Genomic DNA, 13382 nt, shown 5'->3' with positions numbered 1-13382 from the left:
ATAAAAACTTATAAATATTTTATTGGGTAAAAACTTAGTTGTTTTCTATGGCGAACATGATAGGATCATTTTCAGAAAATAATCCCAATACGAATTGATTTTTAAAATAATCATATCGGGGTAAAGGGAGAGAAATAACTGTTGTTTACTTTTTTACTTCAAGGAGGAACAACCTATGCAATGGAAAGGCAGACAGGGAAGTTCGAACGTTGAAGATAGACGAGGCAAGGGTGGCGGTGGGATGCTCATGGGCGGTGGAATCGGCGGGATTGTCCTTGTTTTGATAATGACGCTTCTTGGCGGCGGCAATATAGGAGACGTGTTTAATAACCTTGGCGGTGGCGGGACTGGGCTTGAATCACCGCCGCCATACCAGGAAACGGCCGAGGAGAAGGAATTGGCGCAATTTGTTTCGGTTGTCCTGGCCGATACGGAGCAGGCCTGGACGGAAATTTTCAAGGAGGAAGGCATGGAATACAGGGAGCCGACTCTTGTTTTGTACTCAGGAACTGTCCAGTCTGCCTGTGGCGTGGCGGGATCGGCAGTCGGTCCATTCTATTGTCCGGGTGATGAAAAACTGTATATTGACCTGAGTTTTTACCGGGAGCTTCAGGACAAGTTCCAGGCGCCCGGCGATTTTGCGATGGCCTATGTGATTGCCCACGAGGTTGGGCACCATGTCCAGACATTGTTGGGGACATCGGAAAAAATGGCATCTCTCCGACAGCGGCTTAGTGAGAAGGAATACAATAAATATCAGGTGCGGATGGAATTACAGGCCGATTATTTTGCAGGCGTTTGGGCAAACCGCGCCGAGAACTTAAACCTTCTTGAGGAAGGGGACCTGGAAGAAGCACTGAATGCTGCTTCCGCAGTAGGTGATGACACAATCCAGAAGCGGTCACAAGGATATGTTGTTCCTGAAAGCTTTACCCATGGTACTTCCGAACAGAGGAAACGCTGGTTTTACAAAGGCTTCAAGACGGGTACGATTGAAGGAGGGGACACCTTCAACGCAAAGAATCTGTAGTGGTTCTTTGCGAATCATTTTAAGAGGAAGGGGAATGTCATTATGGCAACTGCTAATGAACGATCTTTTTTCCTGAGGGATGACGGTCAGGTCCCGAATAATCCTGACTTGCCTGTAATTGTTTATGAGGGTGTTTTTAACGACAATCCGAATGGAATAGAGGAAACATTCAACCGCCATAATTGGACCGGCAGCTGGTCCGGCGGAATCTTCGACTACCATCATTACCATAGCAACGTGCATGAAGTGCTTGGAGTTAAATCCGGCCAGGCAACCGTCCTCCTTGGCGGCGATGCGGGTGAACGGGTTGACTTGAAGGCTGGGGATGTTATCCTGCTGCCAGCCGGAACCGGCCATAAGCTGGTTGAAGGCAGCGAGGACTTTGAGGTGGTAGGAGCCTATCCTGAAGGGACCAGCCCGAATATGAAGGAGAAGGATCCGGCCGGCCGCGCTCAGGCACTTCGGGAAATCCGGAATGTGCCGGTTCCTGAGACAGATCCGGTTTATGGCGATACAGGGCCGCTTCTCCGGAAATGGGTAAAATGAAGGAGACGCAGTAAAAAAAACAGGACATACAAAAACACGATGAGCCATGATTCGCTCATCGTGTTTTTAGTTAAAATTATCTAGCGGCTCTGCCACGATTGCAAAAAGGGCGGTGACAACCAGGTGCTGAATAGCGGTTCGGTTGTCACAAAAAGCAAAGAATCGTGACAACCAAGTACTGAATCCCGGTTCGGTTGTCACAAAAAGAAAAACCCATCGGATTAGCTGGCATGCCTGGCCAAGCAGATCCAATGGGTTTTCATTTCAGTTTAGGCCTTCTATTTTAACCTGCACTGCTGGAAGGAAATTTTCCCCTGTATCCTGGTAGGTTAGCTGTACTTTATCGCCTTCTTTCAGGTAAATCGCCAGGGGTTCGCGTTCCGAAGAAATAATGTAGCTTTGCTTATTGTCGAGCAGGAAGGAAACGGCTGTATAGTCGCCGGACTTTTCCTTATATACCCGGAGGACGGTTCCGCTGACCTGTTTCTCCTCGGCTTCCGACCTGCCGTCAAGGCGGCCGCCTCCACGCTGCAGTTCTAGCTTATATAGCCTGAGCGCATCATTCGGGGTTGTTCCGTATACCGATATTTCAGGGTTGGCTGCCGAGACGATAAAGTAATTTTGCAAAAAGCCATTCGAATCAAGGACTGGAGTCAGCCAGCTTGCTTCCCCATAGAAATTGTAAAGGACCGGCATTTTGCCTTTCCATTTCTTTTCAATGAATTTCTTCTCGATGATTTGCAATGCGCCTTCTGAATCCATATACGATTCTTTGAGATTGCCGGTGTAATAGGTTGCTTTACCGGTTCTTGAGTCCGTCAAGGAGTATCCGAGCATCGAATCGACGCCTTCCTTTGGGCTTGTGAAGTCGGTAAAATAATACATCGTGCCATTTTCATCGAAAATGGGCGTCACGTTCGCTTCTGTTCCTTCATCCGAAGGCAGCTTTACATCCCTTTTCCCGAACACGCTGTTCCAGAAGCCATGGACATAGTTCCCGAAATAACTGTTCTGCAGGCTAACGACCTCTGGAGAAACCGCTCCGTCTATAAAATCAGGGATTTCATTCAGTCCGTAGTCTACCGTCTTTCCGTTCTGAGGGTCAACCATCACAATCCCTTTCACATCGAAGCCGTTCCTAGCCGAAATGAAGTTCCCGTAAGAACGGATATAGAATGGCTTGCCGCTTTCATCCACTTCCAACTGGACGTCGCCGTAAAAAATCGATTTCGGGTACTGCATCCGGATATGGCGCTCAATGTTTTTTCCGAAATAAGAGGAAGGGGTATAGGCCATTTCCGTTTTTACAAACTTAGGATTTGCTGTCGAGTCGGTGGCGCTCAGCGTAAAATAGCCGGGAGTCGTCTTGCCGTTCCACCATTTGAAGACTCCGGAAAATTCAACGGGCGCGATATACACATATTCGCCATTCACCTTTTGGATTTGCAAGCTGCCTAACTCGTAATAGCTTGTGTTTGGAACTTGCCCGAATGCCTTTCTCATCTTATTGCGCGCAAACTGGGGCGGCACACTCGCCGGCGTTTTCGTTTCATCAAACGTTTCGATTTCCGTCTTCTGGTCCATTGTTGCTGTTTCATACTTTTCATTTGCGTTAAAAAGGAACGCCGACAACAAGTAGAGGCAGAATACAAGGCTGCCTAAAAACAGCACTCCCTTTATGAGCTTTTCCTTTCCGGTGGAAAACAGGGCTCCGACAGCGGAAGAAACAAGAATAAAAAGCCATAGGGAAGAAAGGTTCCTGTCAATATTAAATAGATAATAAAAAATAAAAACTAGTACCGTGAGGAGGATAGCCAGACTAATATGTGCTGCCAGGCTTGATTTTTTTCCTCCCGTTTTCCCGCCTGGAAGCCCGTAAAATGGAATGACTAAAATAGCCATCAGCAACCCGGCAATCAATGAAAATAAATAGATATTTCCCATAAAACTTCTCCTTCCCGGCCGCTAAACTAAGGCGCCCGCACTAAAGTAATACGTTGGCAGCCGCAAAAAGATTCACCGTTCCAACAAAAAACAGGCCTTCCTGACTGGAAAGCCTGTGTAAAGGGATGGATTTGCCTATTCTTCCAAATCAACATTATGATACACTTGCCGGACGTCCTCCAGGTCTTCAAGCGCATCAATCATTTTTTCAAATTTCGCTTGCGCATCAGCCGGGAGTGTCACATCGTTTTGCGCCAGCATGGTTAATTCCGCTACGGTAAACTCGGTAATTCCCGCGTTTTTGAACGCTTCCTGAACGACATGGAATTGATCCGGTTCCGCATAGACGATGACCGAATCATCTTCTTCAAGAATATCCCGTACGTCAAGGTCTGCTTCCATCAACAGTTCGAGAACCTCATCGGCCGTTTTTCCATCGACCCCGAAAACTGCTGTCGCATCGAACATATAGGCAACAGATCCACTGACTCCCATATTTCCACCGTTTTTCCCAAACGCCGCGCGAACTTCGGAAGCGGTCCGGTTCACATTGTTTGTAAGGGCATCGACAATGACCATTGAACCGTTTGGCCCGAAGCCTTCATAGCGCAGTTCGCTATAGTTTTCATCGGAACCGCCCTTTGCCTTTTCAATCGCACGGTCAACGATGGCTTTGGGCACATTGTATGTTTTTGCCCGCTCGAGGACGACCTTAAGTGCCTGGTTCGATTCGGGATCCGGCTCGCCTTGCTTGGCAGCCACATAAATCTCGCGGCCAAACTTTGCATAAATCCGGCTTGTATTCGCATCCTTGGATGCCTTTTTCTCCTTGATGTTATTCCATTTGCGGCCCATTCTGAACACACTCTCTTTCCTATAAATATCCATGGGATGAAGGATGTTAATGCCAAAATAAATACCTAACCTGCTATATTTTGAACCGGAAAACAAAAGCCGAAAAAATCACCACGAATTATTATACAACAATTTTAGGCTGAAATTAAATTGCAAAATAGTTAACAAGGCAAAAAAAGTTTCCTGTCTAACGGAAATTGAAAACGCTGATTCGGTTTTAAATCAGCGTTTTAATTAAACATCCTTTAATTTTTTACAAGGACAGGCTTGCCAGCATTGTTGCAACCGTTTACAGCGGTAAGCCGGTTGCGGCCATCCTGCTTTGATTCAAGCAGCAGCTGGTCTGCAACTATATACCCTTTCTCAAGGGGAACTTGCTCTGATATTTTATAGAAATAGAGCCCGAAAGATGATGTATAGGAGATGGGAACTGTTTCGGAACCGAATTCAACTTCGACGGTGCTGTTTTCTACCCCTCGCAAAATCCTTTCAACCAAATCAACGCATTGAACGTAATTCCTGTTTCTAAGGAACAGTGTAAATTCTTCGCCACCGCTCCGGAAGAGGTTGTCGTTTACATTTAGGTAGCTTTTCAGTTGATTGGCAAAATGCCGGATGACCTGATCGCCGACGGAGTGGTTGTAGTTATCGTTGATGCTCTTGAATTTGTCGATATCAGCGACAACAACACCGATATACTCCTCGGTCTGGCTTAGCTCCGTCATCTTCTTGTCCATAAAGGCCCTATTATTGATGCCTGTTAGGTAGTCTGTATAAGCCATCTGTTCAAACTTGTCCCTCTCATATTTATCTTGTATACTTTGGGATTTTGAGTAGAATGACAGGCTGACAAGGTAATTCAATAAGAAAAGGGCAAAAAGCGTCCCCCATTCAGCTTGATGGATGAAAAGAAGCAGCAGGCCATTCGTTAACGCAGTCTTCCCCATATCCGTCAGGCTCCTGCTTTTGTAAAAATCGTAAGCATCCCCGAAGGTTTTCACATCACCAAGCATATAAAATACGGTAATCAAAAAGGTGTCTATTAGAAATGAAGTAACAAATACGAGCAAAAATAGCAAAATCCAAAACCCAAATGGCAGGGTTTCAAAGAATGGAATCAAGAGATTGTACAAATAGTAGGCAGCCGAATAAGCAAGCGAAAATGATCCAATGTTATAAAACGTATCCCAAAACTCTTCCGGGTCAGCTGTTTTCGTCCGCTTCCTGTTAATGTAAACCGTAAACCGGTAAATCGTTTCGAAGATGAGCAGCCCAAGCGGACCGGCAAAAATTCCAAACGACAGGCTGTAGCTAATCCCATAGTCGACTGTCGTATTGCCAGTTTTTTTGACGACACGCAAACGATGGTAAAGGGTTGAAAAAGCCCAAAACAAAAACAATGCTTTAATATACAGGTTTACTTCGACATCCAGGCTCCGCGTATGCACGGCTATTGCCAGCGCGGAAAAAAACAATAGAAAATCAAACAATCTTGCTCGCCACATTGCATTTGTTGCCCCTTCCCAATCCTATACCTTTAATAATACTTTAAAGTTGATATCGTTTGCATATTTATTTTTAGAGTAATCAGAAACATTTGTTTTATATGGTAATATTTTCAATAATATTATTGGTTATGTCAATGAGTAGATTATTGTATGGTAAACTATCTTTTAAAGAAAAAGGGCCTTCCCTTACCCTTAGACCAGTACACTACACATACAAAATAATAACAGTCCTCTAGAAAGCGAGACAAAAAATGACACCATTCACAAAAAGAACAATCGAGATTATCCGTGCCATTCCAGTAGGAAAGGTGATGACCTATGGACAAATCGCAACGCTTGCGGGGAGTCCGAGGGGGGCCAGGCAGGTAGTCCGGGTACTCCACTCCATGAGCAAAAAGCATAATCTGCCATGGCATCGGGTTGTAAATGGTCGTGGCGAAATCGCCATCCAGGATGAAGAAGCACGTTTTCAGCAAACTTTGCTGCTTGAATCAGAAGGGGTTGCAGTAACGGGAAACCGGGTCAATCTGGAATTTTTCGGCCATCAGCCCGAGCCGATCGACGACTTTTGGGAACCGTGACGGATAGTAATTGTTAAATTTTGAAAATTAAAAGATTGTCAGGTTTAATGAAAACGTGATACGATGAATGGGCAAGATGTGCAAACGTTTTCCTAATTTAGAAGGGGGGTTGTCCAGTTAAATCATTGATATATTGATTAAGAGTGCTTTTTTTAAATGCTTTAGTGCAAACGATTTCACAAAAAGATGTACTTGTGCCTACCGCTCAAATAGTTTGGCGGAATTTTTCTAGAGGGATTCGCAAGCGCTTTCATTTTGTGTACTCAACATTAATTAACGGGGGTTTGTCATGAAACAGAAAAAGCTTTTATCAAGCCTGTTCGCAGTTGTCCTGTTGTTTAGCCTTGTACTGGCCGGTTGTTCATCTTCATCGGGCGGTTCCAAGGATACAGACTCAAAAAAGAAAGACGTTACACTGGATATTTTCCAGTTTAAAGTAGAGTTTAAAGATCAGTTTGAAGCGGTTGCGAAAGAATATGAAAAAGCAAACAAAGGCGTAAAAATTAATATCACCACAGTAGGCGGCGGAGAAGATTATGGCGCCGCGCTAAGGTCCAAATTCGCATCAGGCAAGGAGCCTGCCATTTACAATGTAGGCGGCCCGCAGGATGTTGAAGACTGGAAAAACAAGCTTGCCGACCTATCAGACACAAAAGCCGCGGAGGCCGCACTTGAGGGAACTCTTGATGGCGTTACCGTAGACGGCAAAGTAATGGGTCTTCCATACAACCAGGAAGGCTATGGCTTGATCTACAACAAAGCTGTTTTTGAAAAAGCGGGTATCAATCCAGAAGATATCAAGAGCTTTGCCGCCCTTGAAGAAGCTGTGAAAACCCTCGACAGTAAGAAGAAAGAGCTTGGCCTTCAGGCAGTATTTGCCCTTCCTGCAAAGGAAACGTGGGTTACAGGCCTTCATTTGTCCAATGCTTTCCTTGCAGGAGAGTTTGACGGTAACGTATTAAAGGCTTTTGAAGCAAAAAATGTTGATTTTACGTACGGCGACAGTTTTAAAAAGGTCCTTGACCTACAAAATGAGTATTCAGTCCAGCCTGTCGTAAGCCTTGACTATTCCAAACAGGTTGAAGAATTGTTCTCGCTACAAAAGGTTGCGATGATTCAGCAGGGTAACTGGGTATACGGATCAATTGCTGGAATCGACCAGGAATTTGCCGATAACGGCATCGGCCTTCTGCCGATCCCGGTTAAAGGCTATAAGGAAGATTCTATTCCTGTCGGCATCCCTATGTACTGGGGCATAAACAGCAACAAGGATGAAGCCACAACTAAAGAAGCGAAGAAATTCCTTGACTGGCTCTACACTTCCGATGAAGGAAAAGAAACAGTCCTGAACGATTTTAAATTTATTCCTGCATATAGCGGCTATGATTCTTCCAAAATATCAGATCCTCTTGCCAAGGATATCTACAAGTATGCCGAGGAAGGCAAGACGATTGGCTGGACATTCATGGGCTATCCAACAGGATGGGGACAGGATACACTGGGCATTGAAATCCAGAAATATGTCAGCGGCCAGGCCAAATGGGATGATGTTGTTAATGTATCCAAAGAAGCATGGGAAAAAGCAAGGAATAAATAGATTAGGCAAATGAAACATATACACGTACCACATTCATGAGACAAAGGGTCTGATTCAATAAGGCGAATACCTTATGGGTCAGCCCCTTTGTTGATAGTGGCTATTCGTTTCCATTATTTATGAATTCGAAAACAATGCGGCTTGGCCATTTGGCGCCGTTTTAGATAAAGCGAAGCTTCAGTTGCCTTTTTCCTGAAAATTATATAGGAGAACGAAACGAAAGATGTGGAGGATTATACATGCTGCGAACGAGGGATTTATCTTACTGGCTTTTTCTTGCCCCAGTCCTTTTGGCGTTGTCGATGGTCGTTATTTTGCCGCTCGGCCTTGGAATCTATTATTCCTTTACAAATTGGAACGGCATTGAAACAGGCGGCTTCATCGGTTTTGAAAACTATATCAATATTTTCAGTGACAAGAAGTTCATGGCCGCCCTGTGGTTTACAGTCAAATTTTCGGTCGTGTCGATTATCCTGATCAATCTAATCGGCCTTTCTCTTGCCCTTATTGTTACCTCAAGGATTAAGTCCAGCAATTTTCTTAGGACAATCTTTTTTATGCCAAATTTGATTGGCGGACTGATCCTTGGTTTCATATGGCAGTTTATTTTTATGAAAGTGTTTGACGGGATTGGCAGCCTTATGGGAGTAGAGAGCCTGCAGGGCTGGCTGTCGACCACTGAAACCGGTTTTTGGGGGCTTGTTATCTTAATGAGCTGGCAAATGTCCGGATATATTATGGTCATCTACATTGCCTATTTGGAGGGCGTGCCGCACGAACTGCTCGAAGCTGCCGAGATTGATGGCGCAAGCCCGTTCCAGCGCCTACGGTATATCGTTCTCCCGCTTGTCGCGCCAGCCTTTACGGTAAGCATGTTCCTGACTTTGTCCAACACGTTTAAGCTGTATGACCAAAACCTGTCCCTCACAGCGGGAGGGCCGTACAATTCGACGCAGATGGTCGCGATGGAAATTTTTAAAACTGCATTTGTTGAATTGAATATGTCTTATGCGCAAGCCAAGGCTGTTATCTTTTTTATTATCGTTGCAGTTATCTCGCTGACACAGGTTTACATTAACAAAAAAAGGGAGGTTGAGCTTTAATGAAACGCAAAGCCAAATTGCCAATCGAAATCCTCGGGCTTTTACTTGGGCTTCTTTGGCTTTCACCCTTTTACCTGATGATTGTCAATTCATTTAAAACAAAGCGGGAAATCTTTTCCGATACATTGAAGCTGCCGGAAATATTCAGTTTTGAAAACTATATCGTCGCCTTTACACAGCTCGATTTCCTGAAGACATTTATGAACTCGCTCATTATTACCGTTGCGAGTGTTACAATCATTATTGTGTTTTCGTCAATGGCGGCATACGCCCTTTCACGGAACAAAAGTAAAACTAGTACAATTATCTTTTTCATGTTTGTGGCGGCAATGCTCATTCCGTTCCAGTCTGTTATGATTCCGCTCGTCACAATTTTCGGGAAGATGGATATGCTGAACCGGAGCGGCCTTGTCTTTATGTATCTCGGTTTCGGAGCGAGCCTGTCGATTTTCCTTTATCATGGAACGTTGAATTCAATCCCGAAATCGCTCGATGAAGCAGCCACTATTGACGGAGCAAATAAATTCCAGATTTTTTGGTACATTATTTTCCCTATGCTGAAGCCCATTACGATAACGGTGGGAATTTTGAATACAATCTGGATATGGAATGACTATCTCCTTCCGTCGCTTGTCATCAACCAGGAAGGCATGGAAACGATCCCGTTGAAAATGTTCTTCTTTTTCGGCGAATACACGAAGCAATGGCATCTTGCCCTCGCTGGCCTGACGATTGGGATAATTCCGGTCATCATTGCGTATTTCTTTGCGCAGAAGCAGATTATAAAAGGGATATCGGAAGGGGCAGTCAAATAGGTGGCATTGGCAGCAAGCCTATTATCATGCTATAAAATACAGAAATAAAAGCTAGATGCATTTGAGTACCGGGAGGAAGCAGGATGGTTACGATAAAAGAGGTTGCAAAAGAAGCAAATGTGGCGCCTTCCACCGTGTCAAGGGTCATTGCCGACAGTCCCCGGATCAGTGAAAAGACGAAGCGGCGTGTTAAAGAAGTAATGGAACGGCTTGGCTATTACCCGAATCTCCAGGCAAGGAGCCTTGCTGCGAAAAGTACGAGAACCATCGGGGTGATTATGCCAGCCTCAGCGGAAAAAGCCTTTCAAAACCCCTTCTTCCCGGAGGTGTTAAGAGGGATCAGCAAGCATGCCCATGCAACAAAGTATGGAATCTACCTTTCAACAGGCTCCACCGAGGCTGAAATCCATGAAGAGGTTGTGTCCATGGTAATGGGCCGGCGGGTAGATGGGCTTATTCTGCTGTATTCAAGAATGAAGGACCGGACGATGGAATACCTAAAGGAAAGTGGGTTTCCTTTTACCTTGGTGGGAAGGCCAAATAAAAATAAAAATTCGATTACGTACGTCGACAACGACAATGTTGGGATAACGAAGCAGTTAACCGAGTATTTAATCGGCCTCGGCCATACGAAGATTGCTTTTGTTGGTGGGAACCCCGACTTCGTGGTTGCAATTGACCGGCTTAAGGGATACCGGGAGGCCTTAGCGGAGGCTGGAATTCCTTATGTAGAGCAGTATACATTTACAAATGAAATGGTAGCGGGTAACGGGAAGGATGCGGTGAAGGCCCTTTTGAAAATAGAAAGCCGCCCAACCGCTGTCATCACTCTCGATGACTTGCTTGCGCACGAAATGATTGGCTGTCTTGAATCCTACAACATAAGGGTACCGGCTGAAATTTCAATCGCCGGCTTCAACAACCTTTCCCTTTCGGAACATTCGAATCCGCCTTTGACTTCCATAGATATTGGCACAATTCGGCTTGGCTATCTGGCTACACAATATTTAATTGAAAAGGTTGAAAATCCTGAAGTGGAGCCGAAAGGAGTAATTCTTCCGGCGAAACTGATTGAACGAAAATCCTGTGCTTCGATAACTTGAAAAACAAAACAGCTACGAAGGAAACCCGTAAGAAGCCGCGGGTTTTTTCTAATGGAGAAATGGTACTTTTAATAAAAAAAGCCCCTGAAAAGGTGGAAAATGGATTATTATAGTAGGAGTGCTAGATATCACTTATAAAATTCACTTCAAAAATTTGGAGGAGGGAAAAAATGGGGCTGGAAATTCGGAATCTGACAAAGCGGTACGGCGATAATGTGGCTGTAAACAATGTTTCCGTTCAGCTGCCTAAAGGCCAAGTACTTGGCCTGCTTGGCAGGAATGGCGCTGGAAAAACAACAACGATTAAAATGATGCTGGGGCTGGTTCGCCCTGACAGTGGAGAGATACTTTGGGAGGGGCGGCCGTTCCGCAGGGAGGAGCTGTCGATAGGCTATCTTCCTGAAGAAAGAGGGCTGTATCCAAAGACAAAAATTTCCGAACAACTTCGGTACTTTGGGCAGCTTGAAGGGATGAGCAGGAAGCTTGCAAATGAACGGATTGATTATTGGCTGAAGAAGTTTGAAATTACCGAGTATAAGAACAAACTGGCTAGCGAGCTGTCAAAAGGGAACCAACAAAAAATCCAGATCATTGCCACTTTGCTGCATGACCCCGAGATTATTATACTTGACGAGCCATTCAGTGGCCTTGATCCGGTCAATGCCACTATGCTTGGCAATGTCATGGAAGAGCTTGTCGAACAGGAAAAAACGATCATCCTTTCAAGCCATAGGATGGAGTCAATCGAGATGTTCTGCGAGAATGTCTGCATGATGAAAAAAGGAAATATAGTCGTATCCGGTAAGCTTCAAACGGTAAAGGATGAGTATGGATACAAGAATCTGCGGATCACTTCATCCGGTCCACTAGAACCAATTTTTAAGCAATTAAATATGCCGTTTGAGAAAAATGGCCTGGTTTTTATCGCGAAGGTACATAACGAAAAGGAAGGGATGGATATACTGAAAGCCGCGGAGGCTGGAGGCGTTCCACTCCAGAACTTTTCCCTTCTTGAGCCGACGCTCCATCAAATTTTTGTCGAGAGGGTGGGCTAAATGGAAAAATTCCTTACAGTATTGCGGTTTCATTTAAAGGAAGGCTTGTCCGGGAAAGGCTTTATCATCACTGCGGCTGTATTATTCGCCGCCATTTTTGGCTATTTCGGATTCACACATTACTTTGGCAACGATGAAAAAATGACTGTGTACGTCAGCAACCAGTCCACAGGTTATTCCTTTGGCACCAGTAGGGCAAAAGCGGATTTTGCCGATGTCAAAGAAATTACGGTTGATAAGGTTGAAGGGATTAAGAAGCAGGTGAAGGATGGCAATGCCGATGCTTTAATCATAGTGTCGGGCAGCGGTGACGCCCCTAAAGTGGACTATTATTTCCGCCGTATGGTTGATTTCCAGGTCCTTGGCCTGATTAATTCCGTTATGCAGCCCCAGTACCTTAACACAGTCATTTCGGAGAATAAGCTCGATCCCGCTGTTGCCGGTTCCTTGCTGACGCCCGTGAAAATTGATGAAATCGCGCTCAAGAAAACAGAGTCACTCGGCCTCGTCTATTTTTTCCTTTTTCTCATGTACATGTTTATCATCATGTTCGGCAATACGGTTTCGCTGAGCATTGCCGGTGAGAAGACATCAAGAGTCATGGAAATCATGATAACGAAAGTAAAGCCGGTAACAATGATGTATGCGAAAATCATTGCGGCGATGGTGTCGGGGTTGATTCAAATCGGCATGGTTGCCCTTGCCTACGGGGTTGCGAAGATGCTTGGATGGACATCAGGCGAACTTGAGATTTTCGGAATGCCGCTTGATTTGTCTGTACTGAATCCGAAAATATTTTTATTCCTAAGCCTGTTCTTTGTTCTTGGCTATTTCGTTTATGCCCTGTTGTTTGCCTCGATAACATCGGTTATCAGCAGGATGGAGGACATCGGTTCCATCATCTTCCCGGTGTCTATTTTGCTGATGGGAGCCTTCCTGCTTGGAATGAAGACTATGCTCGACCCAAATGCGACAATTGTCCTGGTTAGTTCCTACATTCCGTTCTTTTCGCCGATGGTTGTTTTCTCCCGGATTGTCCTTGGAGAGGCAGGGCTGGTGGAGATTTTCCTTTCAATTGCCGTCTTGCTCGCTACTATAGCTCTATTAAGCTATGTAGCTAATCGTATATATGCGAAAGGCGTCATGAGATACAGCGGAAAAACAAATCTTGCAGACATTGTTAAAATGGTAAAAAACGCTGAGATGTAAGGAAAAAGCTTGAGTTAACTCTTTTATAACACGTGA

The 13382-nt window shown here is 44.9% G+C and carries 12 protein-coding genes; 9 read left to right on the top strand and 3 right to left on the bottom strand.

Going from position 1 to position 13382, the window contains the following annotated elements; all coding sequences use genetic code 11:
* Window positions 1-175: 175 nt before the first annotated feature.
* Together V1499_RS22225 and V1499_RS22220 are read left to right on the top strand one after the other, a co-directional pair.
* The gene (locus V1499_RS22225) at window positions 176-1030 is read left to right on the top strand and encodes a neutral zinc metallopeptidase (RefSeq protein WP_409272659.1); all 855 of its coding nucleotides are present in this window, start codon (window positions 176-178) and stop codon (window positions 1028-1030) included.
* Window positions 1031-1072: 42 nt separating this feature from the next.
* Window positions 1073-1576, top strand: a complete 504-nt coding sequence (locus V1499_RS22220; RefSeq protein WP_409272657.1) for a cupin domain-containing protein — start codon at window positions 1073-1075, stop codon at window positions 1574-1576.
* Between the two features lie 264 nt (window positions 1577-1840).
* Here the strand turns inward: V1499_RS22220 and V1499_RS22215 are convergent, their stop codons facing one another.
* From V1499_RS22215 to V1499_RS22205, 3 genes are all read right to left on the bottom strand, one after another.
* Complete coding sequence (locus tag V1499_RS22215) at window positions 1841-3520, bottom strand: hypothetical protein (protein ID WP_409272655.1); 1680 nt, start codon at window positions 3518-3520, stop codon at window positions 1841-1843.
* Window positions 3521-3655: 135 nt separating this feature from the next.
* Window positions 3656-4375, bottom strand: coding sequence for a YebC/PmpR family DNA-binding transcriptional regulator (locus tag V1499_RS22210; RefSeq protein ID WP_409272653.1), 720 nt, complete (start codon window positions 4373-4375; stop codon window positions 3656-3658).
* Window positions 4376-4620: 245 nt separating this feature from the next.
* On the bottom strand, window positions 4621-5880 hold the full coding sequence (locus tag V1499_RS22205; protein WP_409272652.1) for a GGDEF domain-containing protein: 1260 nt from the start codon (window positions 5878-5880) through the stop codon (window positions 4621-4623).
* A 254-nt stretch (window positions 5881-6134) separates the two neighbouring features.
* On the opposite strand from V1499_RS22205, the gene V1499_RS22200 reads away from it, so the two are divergent.
* From V1499_RS22200 to V1499_RS22170, 7 genes are all read left to right on the top strand, one after another.
* Window positions 6135-6464, top strand: coding sequence for an MGMT family protein (locus tag V1499_RS22200; RefSeq protein WP_409272650.1), 330 nt, complete (start codon window positions 6135-6137; stop codon window positions 6462-6464).
* Window positions 6465-6753: 289 nt separating this feature from the next.
* Window positions 6754-8061, top strand: a complete 1308-nt coding sequence (locus tag V1499_RS22195; RefSeq protein ID WP_409272648.1) for an ABC transporter substrate-binding protein — start codon at window positions 6754-6756, stop codon at window positions 8059-8061.
* Window positions 8062-8303: 242 nt separating this feature from the next.
* Window positions 8304-9164 (top strand): carbohydrate ABC transporter permease, encoded by an 861-nt coding sequence (locus V1499_RS22190; RefSeq protein WP_409276365.1) that lies wholly within the window; start codon window positions 8304-8306, stop codon window positions 9162-9164.
* A complete protein-coding gene (locus V1499_RS22185; RefSeq protein WP_409272647.1) occupies window positions 9164-9979 on the top strand; it encodes a carbohydrate ABC transporter permease in 816 nt (271 codons plus the stop codon). Before V1499_RS22190 ends, V1499_RS22185 begins: the two co-directional genes overlap by 1 nt.
* Window positions 9980-10062: 83 nt before the next feature.
* Window positions 10063-11082, top strand: a complete 1020-nt coding sequence (locus tag V1499_RS22180; protein WP_409272645.1) for a LacI family DNA-binding transcriptional regulator — start codon at window positions 10063-10065, stop codon at window positions 11080-11082.
* Window positions 11083-11252: 170 nt separating this feature from the next.
* Complete coding sequence (locus V1499_RS22175; protein ID WP_409272643.1) at window positions 11253-12137, top strand: ABC transporter ATP-binding protein; 885 nt, start codon at window positions 11253-11255, stop codon at window positions 12135-12137.
* The gene (locus V1499_RS22170) at window positions 12138-13346 is read left to right on the top strand and encodes an ABC transporter permease (RefSeq protein WP_409272641.1); all 1209 of its coding nucleotides are present in this window, start codon (window positions 12138-12140) and stop codon (window positions 13344-13346) included.
* Window positions 13347-13382 lie beyond the last annotated feature (36 nt).

Origin of the sequence: Neobacillus oceani, assembly GCF_046237595.1 — a bacterium.
GTDB lineage: Bacteria > Bacillota > Bacilli > Bacillales > Cytobacillaceae > Bacillus_D > Bacillus_D oceani.
This window is presented reverse-complemented; position numbering and strand designations above follow the sequence as displayed.